Source organism: Actinomadura rugatobispora (genome assembly GCF_055379765.1).
In genome coordinates, this window is record NZ_AP029191.1 from 928,881 (window position 1) to 949,672 (window position 20,792).

General features: G+C 69.6%; 19 protein-coding genes. 11 read left to right on the plus strand and 8 right to left on the minus strand.

Going from position 1 to position 20,792, the window contains the following annotated elements; translation table 11 throughout:
- Positions 1-17 precede the first annotated feature (17 nt).
- The 6 genes from ACZ466_RS03725 to ACZ466_RS03750 all read right to left on the minus strand — a co-directional run bounded on the left by ACZ466_RS03725 (position 18) and on the right by ACZ466_RS03750 (position 6,615).
- A complete protein-coding gene (locus ACZ466_RS03725) occupies positions 18-980 on the minus strand; it encodes a hypothetical protein (RefSeq protein WP_378283585.1) in 963 nt (320 codons plus the stop codon).
- Positions 981-1,011: 31 nt separating this feature from the next.
- Positions 1,012-3,165, minus strand: coding sequence for a molybdopterin-dependent oxidoreductase (locus tag ACZ466_RS03730; RefSeq protein ID WP_378283586.1), 2,154 nt, complete (start codon positions 3,163-3,165; stop codon positions 1,012-1,014).
- Positions 3,166-3,251: 86 nt separating this feature from the next.
- Positions 3,252-4,724 carry an IS607 family element RNA-guided endonuclease TnpB gene (gene tnpB, locus ACZ466_RS03735; RefSeq protein WP_378283587.1) on the minus strand — a complete coding sequence of 491 codons (1,473 nt, stop codon included), beginning with the start codon at positions 4,722-4,724 and terminating at the stop codon, positions 3,252-3,254.
- Complete coding sequence (locus ACZ466_RS03740) at positions 4,721-5,260, minus strand: hypothetical protein (RefSeq protein ID WP_378283588.1); 540 nt, start codon at positions 5,258-5,260, stop codon at positions 4,721-4,723. The genes tnpB and ACZ466_RS03740 overlap by 4 nt, the downstream gene beginning before the upstream one ends.
- The gene (locus tag ACZ466_RS03745) at positions 5,260-5,835 is read right to left on the minus strand and encodes an IS607 family transposase (protein ID WP_378283589.1); all 576 of its coding nucleotides are present in this window, start codon (positions 5,833-5,835) and stop codon (positions 5,260-5,262) included. The genes ACZ466_RS03740 and ACZ466_RS03745 overlap by 1 nt, the downstream gene beginning before the upstream one ends.
- A 102-nt stretch (positions 5,836-5,937) precedes the next feature.
- Positions 5,938-6,615, minus strand: a complete 678-nt coding sequence (locus ACZ466_RS03750) for a YdcF family protein (RefSeq protein WP_378283590.1) — start codon at positions 6,613-6,615, stop codon at positions 5,938-5,940.
- A gap of 83 nt (positions 6,616-6,698) precedes the next feature.
- On the opposite strand from ACZ466_RS03750, the gene ACZ466_RS03755 reads away from it, so the two are divergent.
- Together ACZ466_RS03755 and ACZ466_RS03760 are read left to right on the plus strand one after the other, a co-directional pair.
- Positions 6,699-7,052 (plus strand): hypothetical protein, encoded by a 354-nt coding sequence (locus ACZ466_RS03755; RefSeq protein WP_378283591.1) that lies wholly within the window; start codon positions 6,699-6,701, stop codon positions 7,050-7,052.
- A gap of 19 nt (positions 7,053-7,071) precedes the next feature.
- Positions 7,072-7,971 (plus strand): phosphorothioated DNA-binding restriction endonuclease, encoded by a 900-nt coding sequence (locus ACZ466_RS03760; protein ID WP_378283592.1) that lies wholly within the window; start codon positions 7,072-7,074, stop codon positions 7,969-7,971.
- Between the two features lie 13 nt (positions 7,972-7,984).
- Here ACZ466_RS03760 and ACZ466_RS03765 read toward each other — a convergent pair whose 3' ends face one another.
- Complete coding sequence (locus tag ACZ466_RS03765) at positions 7,985-10,633, minus strand: DUF4132 domain-containing protein (protein ID WP_378283593.1); 2,649 nt, start codon at positions 10,631-10,633, stop codon at positions 7,985-7,987.
- Positions 10,634-11,067: 434 nt separating this feature from the next.
- Between ACZ466_RS03765 and ACZ466_RS03770 the strand changes: the two genes are divergently transcribed.
- Both ACZ466_RS03770 and ACZ466_RS03775 read left to right on the plus strand, forming a co-directional pair.
- Positions 11,068-12,258 carry a cytochrome P450 gene (locus tag ACZ466_RS03770; RefSeq protein WP_378283594.1) on the plus strand — a complete coding sequence of 397 codons (1,191 nt, stop codon included), beginning with the start codon at positions 11,068-11,070 and terminating at the stop codon, positions 12,256-12,258.
- On the plus strand, positions 12,255-12,461 hold the full coding sequence (locus tag ACZ466_RS03775) for a ferredoxin (protein WP_378283595.1): 207 nt from the start codon (positions 12,255-12,257) through the stop codon (positions 12,459-12,461). Before ACZ466_RS03770 ends, ACZ466_RS03775 begins: the two co-directional genes overlap by 4 nt.
- Here the strand turns inward: ACZ466_RS03775 and ACZ466_RS03780 are convergent.
- Positions 12,458-13,276 carry an SGNH/GDSL hydrolase family protein gene (locus ACZ466_RS03780; RefSeq protein WP_378283596.1) on the minus strand — a complete coding sequence of 273 codons (819 nt, stop codon included), beginning with the start codon at positions 13,274-13,276 and terminating at the stop codon, positions 12,458-12,460. The genes ACZ466_RS03775 and ACZ466_RS03780 overlap by 4 nt on opposite strands.
- Before the next feature lie 314 nt (positions 13,277-13,590).
- Between ACZ466_RS03780 and ACZ466_RS03785 the strand changes: the two genes are divergently transcribed.
- The 7 genes from ACZ466_RS03785 (at position 13,591) to ACZ466_RS03815 (ending at position 20,760) form a co-directional block, all read left to right on the plus strand.
- Positions 13,591-14,838: a serine/threonine-protein kinase gene (locus ACZ466_RS03785; protein ID WP_378283597.1), complete on the plus strand. Its 1,248-nt coding sequence runs from the start codon at positions 13,591-13,593 to the stop codon at positions 14,836-14,838.
- Positions 14,839-14,847: 9 nt separating this feature from the next.
- Positions 14,848-15,753 (plus strand): PfkB family carbohydrate kinase, encoded by a 906-nt coding sequence (locus ACZ466_RS03790; protein WP_378283598.1) that lies wholly within the window; start codon positions 14,848-14,850, stop codon positions 15,751-15,753.
- Between the two features lie 9 nt (positions 15,754-15,762).
- Complete coding sequence (locus tag ACZ466_RS03795) at positions 15,763-16,134, plus strand: nucleotide pyrophosphohydrolase (protein WP_378283599.1); 372 nt, start codon at positions 15,763-15,765, stop codon at positions 16,132-16,134.
- Between the two features lie 326 nt (positions 16,135-16,460).
- Positions 16,461-16,730 (plus strand): hypothetical protein, encoded by a 270-nt coding sequence (locus tag ACZ466_RS03800; RefSeq protein WP_378283676.1) that lies wholly within the window; start codon positions 16,461-16,463, stop codon positions 16,728-16,730.
- Positions 16,723-17,328 carry a DUF6879 family protein gene (locus tag ACZ466_RS03805; protein ID WP_378283600.1) on the plus strand — a complete coding sequence of 202 codons (606 nt, stop codon included), beginning with the start codon at positions 16,723-16,725 and terminating at the stop codon, positions 17,326-17,328. Before ACZ466_RS03800 ends, ACZ466_RS03805 begins: the two co-directional genes overlap by 8 nt.
- A 14-nt stretch (positions 17,329-17,342) precedes the next feature.
- Positions 17,343-18,128, plus strand: a complete 786-nt coding sequence (locus ACZ466_RS03810) for a DUF6082 family protein (RefSeq protein WP_378283601.1) — start codon at positions 17,343-17,345, stop codon at positions 18,126-18,128.
- A 106-nt stretch (positions 18,129-18,234) separates the two neighbouring features.
- Entirely contained in the window at positions 18,235-20,760 is a 2,526-nt protein-coding gene (locus tag ACZ466_RS03815; protein WP_378283602.1) for a DUF262 domain-containing protein, read from the plus strand.
- The last annotated feature ends 32 nt before the right edge of the window (positions 20,761-20,792 follow it).

Genomic DNA, 20,792 nt, shown 5'->3' on the forward strand with positions numbered 1-20,792 from the left:
TCCGGTCACCCTCCGGTTCATCCGATGACGGGTACCGGCAGTCCCTGGGCGAGATCGAGCACGACCCGCTCGCCCAGAGGGCGGGACAGGGAGATCACTTCCCGCCGGAGCGTTCCGGCGGGCGCGCAGGCGACGCCCTCGACGGGCTCGCGCCGGGGACGCGCCTGGACGATCGCCACCACCGCGGTCTCGCCCTCCACCACGCGTGCCCGGTATTCGGCCGAGCACGGCCCCTCCCCGGGAGGCGCCCCGATGTACTGGACGGTCATAGAGGACCCCTGCGTCGGCGCCTCCACCCTGGAAACAGGGGCGTAAACACCGCCGCCGGGCTGGAAACGAGGCTTGAGGGCCTCGGGCTCCAGTCGCGGATCGGTGGCCTTGAGCGCCAGCCGTACCGGGGTGCCTTCCAGGTCGAGCATCCACACGGGCACCGAGGCCCTTCCATGCGCCGTCTCCATGGGCGCCGACCGCAACCGCGCCCCGGTCACCTCCAGCGCGGGAACCCCGCAGTCCTGCGACTCACAGAAAGAGGACCGTGCCGTGGAGATCGCATCGGCCGCCGAGACGACAGGCACGTCCAGGCTGAATCCGTCCTCCCACAGGACCGGCTGCCGTTCCGGTAGGACGTCCGTGACAGCGCGCGGCGCCACGCGCAGGTGCCCCGACCTCACGGCGCGCCCTATCTCCTCCTGCCGCTGCACGGAGGGATCGCGCCCGTACAGCACCGACGTCCCGACGACAGGCGGCACCGTCCTGGGGCGTACGGGCACGAAGGTGCGCTTCGCAACGGGATGCCGCGCCTGCCAGGCGGAGATGACCTCGCGAGCGCGCGCTTCCAGGAGAGCGGTGTCGCGTGGCTTCGGTTCCCCGTAAGCCCCTTCGCCACGCCACTCCACCACGACGACCGCCGCCAGCAGCGACAGCACCAGCATCATCACCGGCACGTAGGCGGGCCTCAGGAACCAGCGGCGCTCGGGCATGGGCCTTGGACGCTCCCGTGCCCGCCCTGGTTCAGGTGGCGGGGCCTATGGCGACGGGGACGCCGTTGAGGTGCGCCATCCCCGCGAGTGGTTCGAGGTCGTCGGCCCTGGGTGAGGCCAGCACGTTGACGTTCACGCCACCGGCCGCGTTGGCCCGCTTCCAACCGCCGCCCTCGTGTCCCCAGCCGTGCGGTACGGCGACCGTTCCGGGCGACATCTCGTCGGTGACGACGACCGGGACTTCGACCGTCCCGTGCTCGGAGGCGATCCGGCACGGCTGCCCGTCCTGGAGGCCGTACTCGGCGGCGTCCTTGGGGTGGACGCGTGCCGCGTGCGCGCGCTTGCCCCGCATCAGGGCGGGGGCGTTGTGCATCCAGGAGTTGTGCGAACGCAGCTCGCGCAGGCCGATGAGGCGCAGCGGGTACTCCGGCGGCGGTTCCGGGGCCGCGGCCAGCCGTTCGATCTCGGCGACGATCTCGGGCGGGTCCAGGTGCACCAGCTTGTCCTTGTGCAGGATCCTGCGGCGCAGCGTGCCCGTCCGCTGGTGCTCGGCCAGGACGATCCCGTGCGGGTTGGCGCGCAGCTTCCGGAGGCTGAGCCCGCCCCTGCGCAGCCCGAACCAGTCGCCGCGCGGCCCGGTGCGCAGCAGCAGGTCGACCATCAGGCGGGGCGAGGGGCGCACGCCCATCCGGTACGCGAGCCGCTGCGCGCCGACCGCGCCCAGCGCCAGCCCCATCCGGCGGGCCAGCTCGTCGATGATCTCCCACTCCTGGCGGGCCTCGCCGCGCGGCGCCACGACCGGCTCGGTCCAGGTCACGTACGGGGTGAGGTGGTTCTGCAGGAACGGCAGCGGGAGGTCCTCGCGCTCCAGGAACGTGGTCGCCGGCAGTACGTAGTCGGCCTTGCGCCCGGTGTCGGTGACGTACAGGTCGATGCAGACCAGCAGGTCGAGTTCCTCCAGCGCGGACTCCAGCGCGGCGGTCCCCGGCACGGTCCGCAGCGGGTTCCCGGCGGAGACCAGCAGCGCCCGCAGCCGTCCCGGCCCGGGGGTGGTGATCTCCTCGGCCATCACCCCGGCGGGGAAGGTGCCCAGCACGTCGGGGTAGCCGCCGACCCGCGACCTGGTCCGGCCGTAGGTGGCCAGCCCGGACAGGCGGAGGATCTCGTCCACGCGCAGCGGCGCGGCGCCGAAGATGCCGCCGCCTGGGCGGTCGAGGTTGCCCGTCACGAACGTCACCGCGTCGATGAGGAACGCGGTGAGCGTGCCGTACCGGCCCAGGCAGGTGCCGGTGCGGCCGTAGACGACGGCGTGTTCCGCGGCGGCCAGGTCGCGCGCGAGGGCCCGCGCCGTCTCGGCCGGGACGCCGCTGCGCGCCGCGGTGTCCTCGGGTGGGAAGGCGGCGGCGAGGCGGCGCAGCGTCTCCGTCCCCCGCGCCCGGACGCCGTCGTCCCGCCGGTCCTCCAGCCCCTCCGCGAAGATCACGTTCAGCAGGGAGAGCAGCAGCCAGGCGTCGCCGTCGGGCGCCACCGGCAGGTGCTCGTGGGCGCGGGCGGTCTCGGTGCGCCGCGGGTCGGCGACCACGACCCGGCCGCCGCGCCGCGTGATCGCCGCCAGCTCCTCCTTGATGCGCGGCGCGGTGATGATGCTGCCGTGCGAGACGAGCGGGTTGGCGCCGAGCATCAGCAGCAGGTCGGTGCGCTTGAGGTCGGGGATGGGGACCAGCGCGGGCGAGCCGTACAGCAGCGCGCTCGCCGCGAACCGGTTGTTGACGTCCTGCGACCCGGCCGAGTAGAGGTGCGGCGACTTCAGCGCGGCCATGAAGGAGTTCAGCCACAGCGGGTGGCTGTAGGAGAAGGTCGCGGGATTGCCGAAGTACCAGCCGATGGCCTCGCCGCCGTGGTCGGACCGGATGCGGCGCAGCCTCGCCGCGATGTCGGTGAGGGCCTCGTCCCAGGTCACCCGTTCGAACTCGCCGTCGGGACGGCGCCGCAGCGGGTGGACGACGCGGTCGGGGTCGTTCTGGACCTCGGTCATGGCGATGCCCTTGGGGCAGGCGAAGCCCTTGGACAGCGGGTGCTCGCGGTCGGACCGGATCTGGAGCAGCGCACCGTCCTCGACGGTGGCCTCCAGCCCGCACAGCGGTTCACAGATACGACAGTAAGTGGTCGCTTGCGTCGTGCCCATGGCCCGATTGTGCACCATGCCGTTGCTGAGGTCATAGTCGGATCTCAGCAATCCGTGCGTTTCTGCACGGAAGGTCCTTAACGGTGTCACCACAGCCCGAGTTGGGTCGTGGTGTCCTGATGAAGGTCTCGCGGTTCCTTCCGACGCATGGTCGGTTTTGCGCCACCTGCCCGCCCCGCCGGGCCTTTGCGGGCCTGGCGGGTGGCGCGGGTCTTCTGGTCGGCTCCACGCGGTTTCGGCACGCTGGGGGTGCCCCGGTCTCCGGCCACTCCGGTACCGGTCATGCTGGCCGACGCGAGATCGGCAAGGTTGCGGGCCGCGTTCTCGTCCCGGTCGATGACGAGGCCGCAGGCGTCGCAGGAGAACACTCGGACATGCAGGGGCAGCTTGGCTTTCACCGTCTTGCATGAGGAGCAGGTCTTCGAGGATGGGTACCAACGCGAGACGACCATGGTCGGGCAGGCGTTGCGCTGGCCTTTGTAGGTGAACTGGCGGCGGATCTCTCCAAAGCCGGCCTGGGCGATCTTGCGGGCAAGGCGCCGGTTGCGGAGCATTCCGGCGACGTTGAGGTCTTCGACCACGACGGTGCCGTACTCGGCGCGCACGCTGGTGGTGAGCTTGTGCAGGGCGTCTTCGCGGAGGTTCGCCACCCGGTGGTGGACCTTGTTGCGTTCGGCGTTGGCCTTGCGCCAGCGGTTCGACGGCTCCTGTCGGGTCGTCTTGCCGGTGGCCGGGTCGTAGACGGCCGGGCCCTGGCGGCGGGAGACGCGCCGCGAGAGACGCCGCAAGCGCTTCTGCTCGCCCTCATAGTGCTTGGGGTTGTCGGCGTAGCGGATCTCTCCGGCGCTGTCGGCCATGACCGCGAGTACCTTCACCCCGAGGTCGATACCCACGGCCACGCTGGGCCGGGCAACCTTGGTGATCTCCCGCTTGGTCTCGACCTGGAAGGAGACGAACCAGCGGCCTCGCTCGTGCCGGACGGTCGCCGACAGGATGCGGGCGGTGCTGTCGCTGATACGGGCGAGGAGCTTGGTGGTCGGTTCGTGGGTGCGGATCGTGCCCAGCACGGGCAGCGTCACATGCCGGTCGTCGGCAACGCGGATGCTGCCGGTGGTGAACCGGCACGCGAGGCGCGCTTTGTGCTTGCGCTTGTAGCGGGGCATGCCCATACGGGCACCGCGGCGTTTGCCGTTCTTTGACCTCGCGTAGTTGTCGAACGCGGCAGCGGCGTTCGCCAGGCCGGTGTTGTATGCCTCCTTGGAGTTCTCCTCCCACCAGCCGGCATAGCGGTGGTCGGTCTTCTTGACCTGGTTGAACTCCTTGCGCAGCGCGGGCAGCGACCACGGTCGCCACGGCGTCAGCTCCTCCTCGGCGATCCCGTAGGTGGCTTCGGCCTTGCGCTGCCACCACGAGGCCGACACCCACCCGACAGCCCAGTTGTAGGCGGCCCTGGCGGCACCGCAGTGCGATCGCAGCGCGGCCTCCTGGGTCGCGTTCGGGTCCAGGGCGAACTTGTACGCCTGGACCACGAAACCGGGCTGCGGACAGAACTTCTTCACGCGGGGCAGTCCCCCCGGTGCACGATCCACGTCGAGTGGTCGTATGGGTTGATGCCAGCCCAGCGCAGGGCGGCAATATCAAGATCGCTGAGGAGTACAGGGTCACCGAGGTCGCCGCAGGTGTCGCTGTGGGCGCGGCACATCTCCTTCGAGGCACGCAACGCCATGTCCTGCGCGATCAGCTCGGCATCCGGATTTCGGAAGTGCTTCGCCCTCTTGAGGAGGAGCTTGGTGACCTTTTCGGTCAGGTTGAGCATGCGGTGCTCGTACTCAATGTCACGCTGGCGCTCGCGGTGTTCCTGCTCGGCCTTCGCGGAGGCGGCGGCGGCCAGTACGGCTATGCCCTCCCCGGGTGCGGTCTCCGGATGATCACGCCAGGATCGCGCCTCGGTGTGAGTGAGCGGCTTCTCTCGTCCGGCCTGGCGCAGCGCTTCGGCGATGACGTGGCGCTTAACCCCGAGGATGTTGGAGGCGTCCGCCGGGCACAGGTATCGGTCCGTGCCCGGCTGGGGCGGCTGGCGCTTCTTCTTGGGCATTACTGGTCTTCCTTCGAGGTTGCTGCGGCGATGGCGCGGGCGGCGCGGTTCTTCGCGGCCCGTTGCCCGTACAGGCGGGCGCACATGGAGGTGAGAACGTCCGTCATGTCTTTGACCAGGTCGTCGGTGGTCTCTTCGGGATCGAGGATCACTAGCTCACGTCCCGTCGCAGACAGGGCGGCTTGCAGGTGCTCGACGCCGAACCGGGCCAGCCGGTCACGATGCTCGACCACGATCACGGACGTCTTGGGGTCGGCGAGCACACGATGCAGCTTGCGGCGCTTGCCATTCAGACCAGATCCGATCTCGGTGACAACCTCGCCCACGGGCAGCCCGCGCTTACCGGCTTCGGTCACCACCCGGGCAACCTGCCGGTCAAGGTCCGGCTTCTGATCGGCCGAGGAGACTCGGCAGTACGCGACCACATGGCCGGAAACCTGCTTGCGGGACTCCTCCACGATCCATGTACCGGACGGGGCCTGGCGAACGGGGACGGGCATCTTGCCGTTCTTCACCCACCGCCAGGCGGTCTGATAGCTCACGCCCTGCTGACGTGCCCACTCCGAAAGCTTCACCCGATCATGATATACGACTGCAAGTGACTAGATTTGCCCATAGAATATGGAGCAGTGTCGGCCCCCCGCCTCTGCCCAGCGGGCCCGGAACAAGGCCGGGCGTCAGGTGATCACGTAGCGGTCGTAGCCGAGCCGCGCCAGCTCCTCGTGCGCCGCCCAGGCCGCCTCCGGGACGGGCATCGGCACCTGGAAGCCGCGCTCGGCGTACACGGCCATGCGCTGCAGATCCCCGACCATGAGCTCCAGGAACCGCCGCGCGTCCCCCTCCAGGTACGTCTCGTACGACACCTCCGGCGCGGAGGTCCGCCAGTCGACGCCCGGCCACTGCCGCGCCGCCGTGGCCAGGGAGCGCCTGGTCATGTAGGGCTTGGCCACGAGGATCCCGCGCTCGACCGGCACACCGCGCGCGGCGAGCAGGGCCCGCGTGGCGGTGATGTTCTCCCCGGTGTTGGCCGCCGTCTCCTCCAGCAGCACCGCGTCGCCGGGCACGCCGTGCTCGCGCACCACCCGCGCGAACACCCGCGCCTCCGTCTCCGCCCAGCCCTCGGTGACCTTGCCCCTGCCGCCGGAGACCACGACCAAAGGCGCCCACCCCTCGTGCCACAGCCGCGCGGCCTGCACCGCGACCCGCGGGTCGTGGCAGCCCATGGCCAGGATGACCTGGCTCGGCGCCATCGGCATGACGAACACCAGGTGGTCCCAAACCAGCCGCCCCAGCTCCCGGACCTCCGGCCAAGGAGCGGAAAACTTCGCGGCATCGCTCTCCCCCGCGTGCGGCATGTCGTTGCCCTTCCGAAACATCCGGCTAGTAGCTTTCAACTACTTTGCTCCTTACGAAAGGCTCTTACGGAAAGGACAGCTGTGTGATCGCGGCCCTCGTCCTCGCCTCCGTGGCGGCGCTGCTCGCCCTGAGCCTGCCACGCCTGCTCCCGCGTTCCCGGGGAACCCGCCGAGCACGGCCGGCGCACGCCGACGCCGACCTCGCGGACGCGCCGGACGCCGTCCACGCCGAGCCGGTCTCTGCGCCGCCGTGCGTCCAGGCCGACACCGGCCCCGGCCCCTACCCGGAGTCGCTGACCGCCGAACTCGACCCCTGGGACGAGGAGTACCTCGCCTTCCTCGCCGACGCCCTGTGGCCGGAGGACGAGTACCTCGACATGGAGCACACCCTCGACTTCGACGGCGAAGGGGAGACGGGGCCCGGCAAGTACCACTGACGCCCCTATCCTCTTTCCCGTGGACTGGGTGGAGCGAATACTGCGGATCCGTCAGCACACCCAGCACGGTGTGCGCGCCCCGCACAAGCCCCTGCTCCTGCTCCTCGCACTCGCGCGCTTCCAGCGGGACGGCGACCGCCCCATCCCGTTCTCCGCCGCCGAGGAACCGCTGGGCAGACTCCTCACGGAGTTCGGGCCGCCGCGCTCCACGAGCCCCGGCTACCCGTTCCACCACCTCACCAACGACGACAAGATCTGGGTGGTGGAAACGCCCGACGGCACGGGCAGCCCCGGCTCCGGCCTCAGCAAGCTGCGCCGGCCCGGCGTGCAGGGCCGCCTCCACCCCGACCTGGCGCACGCGCTCACCGCCGACCCGTCCCTTGTGGGGCAACTGGCCCGCGCCCTGCTGGAGGCCAACTTCGAGCCGTCCCTCCACGACGACATCTGCCAGGAGGCCGGCCTGGACCTGGAGGGCATCGACCTGCCCGCCCCCACCGAGCGGCTCCTTCCACCGCGCGACCCGCGCTTCCGCATGCGGGTCTTGGAGGCGTACGAGTACTGCTGCGCCTTCTGCGGCTACGAAGGATGGCTCAACGGTACGGCCGTGGGCCTGGACGCGGCCCATCTCCAATGGAGGTCCTACGGCGGCCCCGACCAGGTCGACAACGGCCTGTGCCTGTGCACCCTGCACCACCGGCTCCTGGACCGCGGCGTGCTGGGCATGACGCAGGACCGCACGGTCGCCGTCTCCCGGAAGTTCATCGGCCGCACGGCCGCCACCCTGAAGCTCGTGCACGAACTGTCGGGACGTCCCGTCAGCGAACCGCAGTCGGGCCTGCCGACCCCGAACGCGCTCCACATCGACTGGCACACCGCGCAGGTCTTCCGCTCCCCCGCCCGCGAACCCGCCGCCGCCTGAACTGCCTCGGCGTTCAGGCGGTGGTCTCGGTCAGGGTGTGCAGAGTGAGGAGCAGTTCCGAGGCGCTCACCGGGTCGAGGTCGCCGAAGCACACCAGGTCGTCCAGGCCGTCGGCGCGGGCGATCCGGACGGACCGGACCGTCTGCAGGCCGGCCTCGCCCGGATTCCACGCCGGGATTCCGGGGCTGACCTCGATGGTGACCGTCCGGCCGGCGTCGGGGACCTCCCAGTGGAACCACGGCTGCATGCCCCCGTCCGCCGAGCCGCCGCGCACCCACCCCCGGCGTTCCAGGCCCAGCACCGCGCCCACCCCGGCGTCGAGACCCTCGAACCGCTCCAGCAGCTCGGCCTCCCGCTCCGGTGCGGTGAACGCGTAGGTGCCGCGGCCGAGCTGCGGGAACGGCTGCACGATCTCGTAGTCGGCGAACGTGCGGCCCCAGTCGTCCAGCTCGTCCCCCAGGTCCACCGGATGCGCGACGCCGACGAGGCCCGACTCCGGCAGCGTCAGGACGTCGTCGTCCGCGTCGGCGAAGGTGCGGTCCTCGGCGACGCGGAACGCGGTGACCTTCCCGCCGTCCTCGTGCAGCCAGACCAGCCGCCGCACGACATGCCACATGAGGGGGTGGCCGGCCAGGAGCTCCTGGAAGTCGCGGGGCTCCCAGCGGCGCCGGTCGGCCATCGCCCGCTCCATGCGGCGGATCTGCGCGGTGGCGAGCGTGCGGACGTCCTTCTTCAGCCCGCCGAACCTCTGGTGGGCGGCGGGCGCCAGCGCGGGATCGTCCTTGACGCCCGGCTTGGGCAGGGTCTTGCGCGCCACGCCCTTCTCGTCGAACACCTGCGGCCTGAGCTGCTCGTCGAAGCCCACCGTGAAACGGCGCGGCCCGTAGTCGAGCGTCATGCTGCCGTCGGCGTCCAGACCGAAGTCGGGCACCAGCCGGTCGGCGAGCTGGTCGCGGGTGAGCCCGCGCTCCTCCGCCACCTGGTCGAGCAGCTTGCGGGCCCTCCGCTTGATGGCCTTGGGCTTGACGTTCTCGGCGACGGAGTTGAGCTGCATCATCGCGACATCGGTCCCCATGGCGGCGAGGACGGTCAGCGCGTTCTGCGGGAGCTTGACGCCGTCTCGCCAGGCCGCGGACCGGACCATCGTGCCGATCCTGCGGGCCGTCGCGTCGTCGCCGGTCCAGCGGAGCTGGGACAGCGGCCAGCCGTTGTCACCGACCTCGCCGGAGGTCCGCCAGAGGTCGAACAGGGCCCAGCCGAACGCGGCCAGCGACACCGGGTCGCACGCCTCCAGGGCGTCCCTGACGTTCGCCGCGGGCGCACGACGCGGGCCCGTCTTGGACAGCGCGGCGATCAGGCGGGCGGCGGCGTCCGCCGGTAGGGACTTGCCGCGCCCGCGCAGCAGCAGTTGCGGCAGCATCCCGGGCGCCGCCCAGGCAGGCGGTTCCGGGGCCTGTCCCGAGGTCAGCGCCTTGGGCAGGTCGCCGGCGGCGGCCTCCTCCACCCTCCCCTCCCGCGCCTTTCCCACGGCCGACCGGACCTGCTCGGGCAGCTCGCCGGCGGCCAGCTCGGGCCAGGCCCGCAGGTGCTCGTCCAGCAGGGACACCGCCACCCGCGCCGACTCCGAGTCCCCCGCCGCGACCGGCCCCAGGACGCGCAGCGCCCGCCTCGGGAAACGCCCCATCATCGTCACCACGGCGGGCCGGACGTCCTTCTGGTGGAGCCGTTCGGCCACCAAGCCGAACGCCTCATCGGTGGGCAGCACGGCGAGCGCGTCGAGGAACATCTTGCGGAGTTTCACGTCGGTCTCGTCGTCGAGGGAGTCCGCGAGCGCGGGCGCGATGGCCGTGCCGACGCCCTCGACCGCCGTGGCGAGCAGGCCCGTGAGAAAGCCGTGGTTCTGCTCGTAGTACTCGTACTCCCAGATCGCCCCGAGTCGTGCCCCCTGCTCCATCGAGCCGAGCGCGCACCAGAGCAGCCATTTGGCGCGCGAGGACTGCTCCGGGTCCGCCAGGCACTCCTCGACCCAGTCCTGCCGCGTCGGAACCAGGTAGGACACCAGGGCCCTCTGCAGCGGGTGCCGCCGGTGGCCCGCAAGCCGTTCCACCGCTTCGGCGTACTCGGCGTCGCCGGCCACGGCCAGCAGGGACCGGATCCTCTTCCCGGCTCCGCCGAGCGCCCAGTGGACGAAGTTGGGCTCCCACCTGCCGCCTTGCCAGATGTCGCCGTCGAGCATGTACGACTCGGTCCCGATCCGCCGATCGAGGTCGACCCCGTCGACCTCCACGCAGGCGCAGGCGGCGAAGGCGAGCCCGTGCTCGACGACCCAGGCGTCGATCCACGGAGCCTGCGACGGCTGGCGACCCGCGTAGGTCAACAGGGTTTCGAGTCGCGCGACCACCGCCGCTCCCCGCGGGTCCAGCTCGCCTCGCAGGTACGCCCGCGCCGCCTCGACGGGCCGGTCGGCGTTGCGGTGCTCCTCGCCGAGGATGCGCTCGATGGCCGGGCGCACCGCCTCCAGCCGCTCCCGCACCCGGCCAAGCTCGGACGCGTCCACCACAGCCTCAGGCACAGGAGGCAGCCCTCCGCGGCGCGGGTGCAGCGCCTCACGCAGGACGTCGGGGAACACCAGGACGCTCTCGTCCGGCAGTCGATCGCTCATGCCTGATCACGTTAGAGGAGCCGTCCGACAGAGTCCGGTTCACCCCGAAATCGGCGCCTGGCACCTTACCTGGGAGACAGTGTCGGTTACCAAAGCGCGACCGCCGCGCCCAGGACCGTCACCGCCACCAGCGCACCATAAAGTCATTCCCTCATTACGGCGACGGACCCGGTCCGATTACACACCTCCCTTAAGGGACGGCCATCGCAACTCGGCGGACAAGGCGACCCCACATCACCATCCGGCTCGGTTCTTCCCACCCGTTCTCGCTCGTCAGCAAGGGCCGAAACCGACTGCACACCACCGCTTGACGTCCGACCGGCGAAAGTTAGCGTCGAATCCGACCCCAGCGGATCACGCCGATCCGGCGGTACCATCACGCCATTTTCGGACTCCGGAAACGGATCGGCACGATGGCCTTCGGAGGACCGTTCATGAATGGCCCCTCAGCCCCGCCGGCCCCCTTCCCCTTCCACCGGGCCAACGCGTTCGACCCGGCCCCCGAGTTCGCCGCGTTCCGGGAGGGGCCGCCCTGCCGGGTGTCGCTGCCGGACGGCACCGAGCACTGGCTGGTGTCGCGCCACGCCGACGTCCGGGAGGCCCTCGCCCATCCGGGCCTCAGCGCCGACGACCAGCACCCCGCCTTCCCCAGGATGTTCCCGCTGCCCCCGGTCCCGGGGGCGCTGTCGTTCCTGCGCATGGACGATCCCGACCACGGGCGGCTGCGGCGCGCGCTGGCCGCCGAGTTCACCGTCCGGCGCACCAACCGGCTCCGCCCCGGCATCACCGAGACCGTCGACGCCCTCCTCGACACGATGGCGGCCGCCTCCCCGCCGGCCGACCTGGTGGAGCACTTCGCGCTCCCGCTGCCCTCCCTGGTGATCTGCGGGCTGCTCGGCGTGCCGTACGCCGACCGCGAGTTCTTCCAGTCCCGCAGTGTCGCGTCCCTGTCCCTCACCCTCAGCGACGAGGAGACGGGCGCGGCCTTCGGCGAGCTGGCCGGCTACCTCGACCGGCTGGTCTCCGACAAGGAGCACGAACCGACCGACGACCTGCTGGGACGCACGGTGGCACGGGTCGCCGACGGCGCGCTCGGGCACGACGAGCTGGTCTCGATCGCCCGGCTGCTGCTCGTCGCCGGACACGAGACCACCGCGAGCATGATCGGCCTCGGGACCCTGGCGCTGCTGAACCGTCCCGACCAGCTCGCCCTCCTGCGCGACGACCCCGGCCTGATCCCCCAGGCCGTCGAGGAACTGCTGCGCTACCTGACGGTCGTCCAGCGCGGCACGGCCAGGGTCACGACCGAACCCGTCCGGCTCGGCGGGGTCGCGATCCCGGCCGGGGAGGGCGTCATCATCGCCCTGCCTGCCGCGAACCGCGACCCGGACCGCTACTCCGACCCCGACGCCCTGAACCTGACGCGCTCCGCGCAGCACCACGTCGCGTTCGGTTTCGGCATGCACCAGTGCATCGGGCAGACCCTCGCGCGCGTGGAGATGGAGATCGCGTTCACCAGGCTGCTGGACCGGTTCCCGAACTTGTCCCTGGCCTGCGATCCCGCCGAACTCCGGTTCCGCGAGTCGATCATCTACGGCGTCCAGCGGCTCCCGGTCGCCTGGTGAACGCGCGGCTCGTGGCCGACCACGCCGCCTGCCGCGGGGCGGGCCAGTGCGCGTTCAACGCCCCCGACCTCTTCGACCAGGACGAGGAGGAAGGGCTGGTGCTCGTCCTCCAGCCCTTCCCCACCGCCGACCAGACGGCGTCCGCACGAACCGCCGTCGCCGCCTGCCCCAACGCCGCCATCGCCCTGATCGAAAACGACTAGCGCTGCAGGGCCAGCGCGCGCCGCGCCGCCGAGTTCACCGCGGGCAGGTAGCCGTTCGCGTGCCCGCGGGCGGTCGGGTGGTAGGAGTCGCCGATCGGATAGGTCACCGAGTTGAGCCAGCCGTCGCCCGAGCACAGCTCGTGCCCGGAGAACTCGTCCCGCACGTCGGAGAACACGAACCCGGCCCGCGCGACCGCCTTCTCGATCGAGGTGTTCAGCGTGTCGGCGGCGCGGTTGAGCACGGTCCGCTTGGTCTGGTTGAGGCCGACGCAGCCCGCGCTGTTCGGGATGTAAAGACGCGGGTACCCGAGCACGACCACGCGAGCCGAAGAAGCCCTGGACCGGATCGATCCGTACACCGAGTCGAGCCGTCCGGGGAGCGTGTTCTGCATGTACGTCTCGGCGTTCTTCACCGCGGTCTCGCAGTTGGCCGTGGACTGGAGCACGCACGTCTCCATCACCTTCGCGAACCCGGCGTCATTACCGCCCACCGTGATCGTGACCAGCGTCGTCGTGGACGTCAGCGAACCCAGCTGCCCGCTGGCCACGCTCGCGGTCGTGGCGCCCGAGCATGCCGCGAACGTGAACGAGTCGGGCGACTTGGCCGCCGCCCACAGCCGCGGATAGGCGTTGGCACTGCGGTTGCAGGCGCCCGCCCCGGGGTCGTAACTCCCCGCCCCCGTCCCGGACGAGTAGGAGTCGCCGAGCGCCACATAGTGCGTGGCCGCCGCGGACGCCGACCCGGCGGCCACGAAGGAACAGGCGGTGAACATCAGTGAACCCAGAGTGATCACGCCGAGGCGGGAGGCATGCATTCCTGACTCCGTTACTGGAAGGGGTGGGGGCGAGCGAGATGTCTCGGACCACTTATACCCCGAGCGCCTTTCCGCGAAGCCACGACGTGATCACCCGTTTTCGTCAGACTTCGCCATTGAAATCCCTTTTATTGGGGCAACCCCCAGATCACCGTGATCCGCACGGCCGAGACAACGGCCGGATGTTCAACCGCCGGTAAACGACCGTTCCTTTTCGGCCGTCCAAGTCTCGGCGGCACGAGCGAAACCCCGCAGCTCCGCGATCATTCGCGCCCGCCCTCAGGACTTCTCAGCAACGCCCATGGAGCATGCCAGTGAGCCCCGCGAGGATTCGTCCCCTCACCTCCCGCGACCCCGAGCGCGTCGGCGGCCACCGGCTGCTCGGCCGCCTGGGCGAAGGCGGCCAGGGCGTCGTCCACCTCGCCGCCGCAGCCGGTGAACACGTCGCGATCAAGCTCCTCCACGAGCGCGCGGGCTCCCACGCGACCTTCCTCAAAGAGACGACCACCGCCCGCAAGGTCGCGCCCTTCTGCACGGCCCGGATCCTGGACGTGGGCAAGGAGGCCGGGACGCCGTTCGTCGTCACGGAGTTCATCGACGGCCCGTCCCTGCGTGAACGCGTCGAGGAGGGCGGCGCCCTCGCCGGCCCCGAGCTCTACCGGCTCGTCGTCGGCACCGCCACCGCGCTGGCCGCCATCCACATGGCCGGCGTGGTGCACCGCGACTTCAAGCCGGGCAACGTCCTGCTCGGCCCCGACGGCCCCCGCGTCATCGACTTCGGCGTAGCCAGAACGCTCGACGCGACCCTCACCGCGACCAGCTCGGTCATCGGCACACCCTCGTACATGGCGCCGGAGCAACTTGTCGGGAAGCCGGTCACGCCGGCCGCCGACGTCTTCGCCTGGGGCGCCACCCTCGCCTACGCGGCCAACGGCCCCGGCCCACTCCGAACCCTGCTCGCCCAGTGCCTGCACAAGGACCCGACGCGCCGTCCCGCCAGCAGGGCGATCCTGCTCCACCTCCTAGAGGCGGCGTCGTTCACAGCGGAAGGAGGAATGACCCAGAGCACCGACGCCTTCGAAGCCACCGGACGGCTGCACTTCAATCCTGGGGCGGGCACCAACTACGACGTGACCGTACGCAACCCCTCGGGGGACATGAGCGAGTCGTACAACCAACGCGTCATCCTGGTCGGCAACAACGGCTACTTCCGCAACCAGGCCAAGACGCCTTATCCCGCGGGCCCGAACGCAGGCCGCACCGACCCGCACATCTGGATGGCCATGCAAGCCCGCTGGGTGACCTCGCCGTACAACATCCTGGCGCTGCTGAGAAACACGACCTCGCTGCGGACAACCCCGTCTCCACGTTCTACAAGAACCTCGGCGGAGGGGCCAGCACGATCACCTACACCCTCGTGGTCACCCGCGACCACCTCCCCCTCCGCCTGGACATCGACATCTGGACGCGGATCACCCCCGAGGAGACCTTCCACTCCCTCTACTCGGCCACGTACCGCGACTGGGGCAGCAGCGGCGCCATCACCAGCGCCTTCTGAGTAAGTTCGACGTGTGCGACTCATCCACACCGGCCAGGTCATCCTCGACCTCGTCATGCGCGTCCCGGCCCTCCCCACCTCCGGGCACGACGTACTGGCCACCACCACCGACCTCCTCCCGGGAGGCGGCCTCAACGTGATGGCGGCAGCCGCCCGTTCAGGCGCGGACGTCCTCTATGCAGGCACCCACGGCACAGGCCCCTTCGGCGACCGCGTCCGAGCAGCCCTCCACGCAGAAGGCATCGCCATAGCGCATCCCCCTGGCGACGAGTCAGCCACAGGCACGTGCGTGGCCCTCATCGAAGAGAACGGCGAACGCACCTTCATCACCGGCACCGGCGCAGAGGGCCGACTCTCCCTGGACGACCTCAACACCATCCAGGTCACCGAAGCCGACCTCATCTACGTCACGGGCTACACCCTCCTGAACCCCGCCAACGAAACAACCCTGCAAACCTGGCTGGCCACTCTCCCAGGGAAGGTCCTCCTGGACCCAGGCCCGCTGGCCGCCGACCTCCCCTTGGACGACTTCCTCAAGCACGTGGACATCCTCAGCTGCAACATCTCCGAAGCCCAAGCCCTCACCAACCAACCCACCCTCGGCACCGCAGCAACCGCCCTCCTCGAACGCCTTCCAGCCCACGCCACCGTCATCGTCCGAACCGGCCCCTCAGGCTGCACCATCGCCCACGAAGACCAAATCACCCACATCACCGGGCACCCCGTCACCCCGATCGACACCAACGGCGCCGGAGACACCCACTGCGGAGTCCTGGCCGCCGAACTCCTCCGCGGCATCGACCTCGAAACAGCCGCCCGCCGAGCCAACGCCGCGGCCGCCCTCTCCGTCCTCCACCGGGGCCCCACCACGGCCCCCACCCGCCAGGAGATCACCGCCTTCCTGGCCTCCACCTCCTAACCTGGCGGCATGCAGGAGATCGGCGAACTGGCCGCGCGACTCCGGGAGTTCGCGGCCGAACGTGACTGGGAACAGTTCCACACCCCCAAGAACCTCGCGATGGCCCTGGCCGGCGAGGTCGGCGAACTCGTAGCCGAGTTCCAGTGGCTCACCCCCGACGAGTCCCGCCAGGTCACCGGTGACCCCGAGGCCGACGCCCGCATCCGCGCGGAGTTGGGCGACGTCTTCATCTACCTCACCCGGCTCGCCGATCTCCTCGGCGTCGACCTCCTGGAGGCCGCCGCCGACACGCTCGAACACAGCGCCCTCCGCTACACCCCCGAGTCCTACCGAGGCTCGGCCCGCAAAGCCCCACCCCTGAAGCGTCCCGAGAATCGGTAACCGCCTTCACGACCTTTCATGGGAAATAGCGGGCATCTCGCCCCATTGACCAGCAAAGATGCCTCGCCTTTTCCACTCCCGGTCACCAAGGGATCACTGCGCCCTCCATCGCATTTTCGGTCACCCGCAATACGCGCAAGCAGGTCTCCGTAAACGGGTCCTCCAGCCACTCCCGCGGCATGTCCGCACGCCGTCAACTGGGCCTTGAGAAAGCGACACCACAGCGCCCCGCTTTCATCCCTGCCCTTTACCATGACGACTCTTGTCGACCGCCAACGCCGATGGGAAAATTAGCAACATCGCCGATGACGGAAGCGAGTGGCCTCATGCCGAGACCATGGGAAGCCGATCACGACGCACAGTTCCATCGCAGGCTGGGCAGGACGGCCGCGGAACTCGGGGACAGCCGCACCACCCAGGACTGTCCCGAGATCTGGCAGCTCGACAACGGCGATATCGCCGTGATCGGCCGGGACGCCACCACCGCCTACGCGGACCGCCTTCCACCCGGCGTGCGCATCGGCTCCGACGAACGACTCGTGATCATCTCCGGCCGCATGCTTTCCGCCGCGAAACCGGACATCCCCGATGCTTGAGCGGATCCGGCAGGTCCCCGGCGAGGTCCTCGACCACGCCGCGTACCACAAGGACTACGCCCGCCAGGTCGAGGACCTCCAAGGCGTGATCTGGAAGCTCGAACGCGCCCAGACCTTCCGCGAACCCGGCGACACCAGCTGGGAGGCGTTCATGTCCGGCGACTGGGACCGGGCCCTGCGCCTGCTGGAGGCCGACCGCGACGCGGTGCGAGCGGAGGCGCGGGACAACGCCAAGCAAGGGCTACGCATCCAGCGCGTCCGGGTCGTCGAGCAACCCGTGACCCCCTATCTCCAATGGGAGCTGAACGCGCTGCGGATGCTCGCCGAGGAAGGATTCGGCCTCCGCGTCCTCCAAGCGTCGTGCGTGAGAACGCTGGAATCACGCAGCCGACTTCCCGAGATCGTGGTTCTGGGCCGCCGCGTCCTGTACGAGGTCCGCTACCGCGACGACTGGACGCCCTGCGGCGCGCGCCGCATCGAGGCACCGGACGTGATCCAGGCCGCGGCGACGGAGATAGCCCGGCTGTACGAGTCGGGCGAGTCGCTGCTCACATTCTTCGAACGTGAGATCGCTCCGCTCCCGAGCCCGGCGGCCTGATCTATCGTTCTTAGATGCCCTTCAATCCCCGAAACCGCGGCGCCTTCAGAACGCTCACGCTGATACTCGCCATACTTGTGGCGATAGGTCTGATTGGCTCCTCGCCGTGGGCTTTGCGTGGTTTCGGGGGTTCCACATCCCGATGGGAGCGTCTGAGCTTCATCGGGCAGACTTCTGGCGCCGCGTCCGCTCTCCTGGCCGCTCTCGCGCTCCTCGGCATCGCGGCCACACTCATCCTCCAGGCACGTGAAACGCGGATCGCCCGCGAAGAGGCGCGCCGTTCCGCGATCGCTGACCTGCTCAAAATGGCCATGGACGATCCCGACCTGGACGAGGCATGGGGCCCGGTTCCCGAAGACGAGGACCGCAAGGCCCGCCGCCAGCTCATGTACATCAACATGATCCTGTCCGAGTGGCAGATGTCGTTCGAGACCAAGGCCCTGGGCGAGGCCCGACTGCGAGCGATCTCCCGGGAGATGTTCAGCGGCCGACCCGGCCGCGCCTTCTGGGAGGCCGCCCGCGAGGTCCGCATCCGCACCTCCGACACGAAACGCGCCCTCCGCTTCCACCAGATCCTCGACGAGGAATACACCCAAGCCCCCGCCCCTTCCCCAGAACCCGCCCCGAACCCGAATCACAACCCGAACCCCACCGCCGCTGGCAGAGACCCCTCCTCGCCGCCGGAACCGCCGCCGCCGTCCTGGCCGCCATCCCCCTGGCCCGCCGCGCCCTCCGCCGTTAAACGCCGAGGGACGACTTACCCCGGCTGCTCCCGGAGGGCAACGATGGACGGCCCTTAACGACCAGATCACGCCATGCTGAAAGCAGCACACATGTCCCTAACTCCTGTCAACATCGGGGTGAGTCGGCACTGTGCCAGGGCGGCGCACAAGGACGGGGGATGGCGTGAAGGCCGGAGAGACGACACTTCGCGAGCTGATCCAGGGCGAGAAGCAGTTCGTGATCCCGCTCTATCAGCGCACGTACGCCTGGGGGCCTTCTCAGCTCGGCACGCTGTGGTCGGACATCCTCGATCAGTCTGATGCGCTCGCCCGGGGCCAGGCGACCACGCACTTCCTCGGTTCGGTCGTGCTGGCTCCGAGTCCGCACCTGGACGCCCTGACCTCGCAGTGGATCGTCGTGGACGGGCAGCAGCGCCTGACCACGCTCCTGCTGGCGCTCTGCGCACTGCGCGACCATCTCGCCGCCGAGGATCCCTCGTGCGTCGAACGCATCAACGAGCAGCATTTGATCAACAAGTTCAGGCAGGGGGATCTGCGCTACCGGCTGCTGCCCACCCAGGCGGATCGGGCCGCGCTGATGGCGTGCATCGACGGCCAGCTCGACGAAAGGGTCAGCGGCAACATCGGGGCCGCTTACGAGTTCTTCCGCGCCGCGCTCGTCGATGCCGACGATCCGGCCGACCCGCACGACATCGAACGCATCGAGAAAGTGATCCTGAGCCGGCTCAGTCTCGTGCACATCGTGGTCGAGAAGGACGACAACGCCTTCCGCATCTTCGAGTCGCTCAACAACACCGGAACGCGTCTCAGTCCTGTCGATCTCATCCGCAACTACGTCTTCATGTGCCTTCCCACCCGCGGTGAACACGTCTACCGGTTGTACTGGTTGCCGCTGCAGGAGCGTCTCCGCAAGGAGCACGGCACGCAGGCGCTCGAGCTGCTGATGTACCTCGTCCTGGTCCTCAAGCGCGGCGAGGACGCCAAGTACTCCGACGTCTACCGCGGCCACCAGGAGCTGCTGGACGAGACCGCCGGACACGAGGCAAAGGTCGAACGGTATGCGGCTGAACTCGCCCGCCGTGCCGAGCATCTGAAACTGATCCTGTCTCCGGAGCAGGAGGAGGACGTCCGGATCAGGGCCAGGTTGACGTTCCTCAACGAATGGCAGGCTCAGACCACCTATCCGCCGATCATGCGGATGCTGGAGTTGCGCGAGGAGGGGCACGCCCACGACGACGAGGTCGCCGATGCGCTCGCCTATATCGAGAGCTTCCTGGTACGGCGGTTGATCGGCGGTGTTCCCACCCGCAACCTCAACCGGATCTTCCAGCGCCTGACCGTCCAGTTGTCGGCCGACGAGCCGCTCGCCGAGACGGTCCGGTCGGCGCTGTCGCCGGCACGCCTGTACTGGTTGAGCGACGATGAGCTGCGGACGGCGATCCGTACGCGCCAGTTCTACTGGCAGGGACGGGCAGGGCAGAAGAAGCTCGTGCTCCGGCGTCTCGAGGAGACCTTCGAGGGCGGCGAGCCGGTCCTGCTGGAGGACAAGAAGATCACCATCGAGCACGTGCTCCCCCAGCACCTCACCGACGAGTGGCGCGCGGAGCTCTCGGAGAACGGCGACGAGGCGGCCATGGTGCACCGCGAACTGGTGCACACGCTCGGCAATCTCACCCTGACCGCGTACAACTCCGAACTCGGGGACATGCCCTACAAGCGGAAGCGGGAGCGCCTGCGGCAAACAGGGATCGCGATGACCCAGGCGATCGTTGGCCGGCCACGGTGGAACAAGGCCGAGATCCTCGGCCGGGCCGATGACCTCGCCTCACGGGCGATCAATATCTGGCCCAGCCCCGCCGAACGGGAGGACGGTGACGCGCCCGGCCGCGACTGGACGCTGTTGCACAAGGCGCTCGCCAACCTGCCCACGGGTTCGTGGACGACGTACGCCGAGCTCGCGGAGCTGATCGGTTCCGCACCGTTGCCCGTCGGGGTGCATCTGGCCGGTAGGCGGGTGTTGAACGCGCATCGTGTCATCACCACGGAGGGACGGCCGTCGAAGAACTTCCGCTGGGTGGACGAGAACGACGACCGTGACATCAACGAGGTCCTGCGCCAGGAGGGAATCCACTTCGACGAGTCGGGACGCGCCGATCCCAACCAGCGCGTCACGGCGACGGAACTGGCCCAATTGCTCGGGCTCCCCGGTGCGGAGGACATGCGGACCGCCGATGCCGAGGACGTCGATCCGTCCGAGCTCGCCGAGCATGAGCTCAGGTTCCATCGTCAGATCGGTGAACGTCAGGGTCCCGACGTGGCCCGGGCGGTCTCCGGGCTGCTCGACCATTGGCGGCGGCTGGGTGAAGGCCCGAGTTTCGGCAGGGCCGCCACAGCCCGTTGCAGACTCCTGATGCGGCATGGCGGTCAGGACTATTGGATGCTGGCCATCTATCCGGCCTACGTCGAGATCCCCTTCGAGCCCCTCGCACGACGGGTGCCGTTCGATGACGGCGAGGCACGCGACGAGCTTCGCCGGCGCCTGAACACGGCGCCGGGGGTCGAACTCCCGGCTGCGAAGCTCTCCCTCTATCCCAACTTCCCGATCTCCCTGCTCACCGACGACTCCGTCTGGGACGTGGTGGTCGCGACCCTGGACTGGTTCGTCGACCAGGTCCGAGAATCGGACTGACCTCCCTCCCGGGGTCTATCTCGCTCATACGC

What these genes read in the sequence shown, in the direction of transcription:
- ACZ466_RS03725 (WP_378283585.1), bottom strand. Translation starts at nt 980, where the DNA reads ATGCCCGAGCGCCGCTGGTTCCTGAGGCCCGCCTACGTGCCGGTGATG.
- ACZ466_RS03730 (WP_378283586.1), bottom strand. Translation starts at nt 3,165, where the DNA reads ATGGGCACGACGCAAGCGACCACTTACTGTCGTATCTGTGAACCGCTG.
- ACZ466_RS03740 (WP_378283588.1), bottom strand. Translation starts at nt 5,260, where the DNA reads ATGCCCAAGAAGAAGCGCCAGCCGCCCCAGCCGGGCACGGACCGATAC.
- ACZ466_RS03750 (WP_378283590.1), bottom strand. Translation starts at nt 6,615, where the DNA reads ATGCCGCACGCGGGGGAGAGCGATGCCGCGAAGTTTTCCGCTCCTTGG.
- ACZ466_RS03765 (WP_378283593.1), bottom strand. Translation starts at nt 10,633, where the DNA reads ATGAGCGATCGACTGCCGGACGAGAGCGTCCTGGTGTTCCCCGACGTC.
- ACZ466_RS03770 (WP_378283594.1), top strand. Translation starts at nt 11,068, where the DNA reads ATGAATGGCCCCTCAGCCCCGCCGGCCCCCTTCCCCTTCCACCGGGCC.
- ACZ466_RS03780 (WP_378283596.1), bottom strand. Translation starts at nt 13,276, where the DNA reads ATGCATGCCTCCCGCCTCGGCGTGATCACTCTGGGTTCACTGATGTTC.
- ACZ466_RS03795 (WP_378283599.1), top strand. Translation starts at nt 15,763, where the DNA reads ATGCAGGAGATCGGCGAACTGGCCGCGCGACTCCGGGAGTTCGCGGCC.
- ACZ466_RS03800 (WP_378283676.1), top strand. Translation starts at nt 16,461, where the DNA reads ATGCCGAGACCATGGGAAGCCGATCACGACGCACAGTTCCATCGCAGG.
- ACZ466_RS03805 (WP_378283600.1), top strand. Translation starts at nt 16,723, where the DNA reads ATGCTTGAGCGGATCCGGCAGGTCCCCGGCGAGGTCCTCGACCACGCC.
- ACZ466_RS03810 (WP_378283601.1), top strand. Translation starts at nt 17,343, where the DNA reads ATGCCCTTCAATCCCCGAAACCGCGGCGCCTTCAGAACGCTCACGCTG.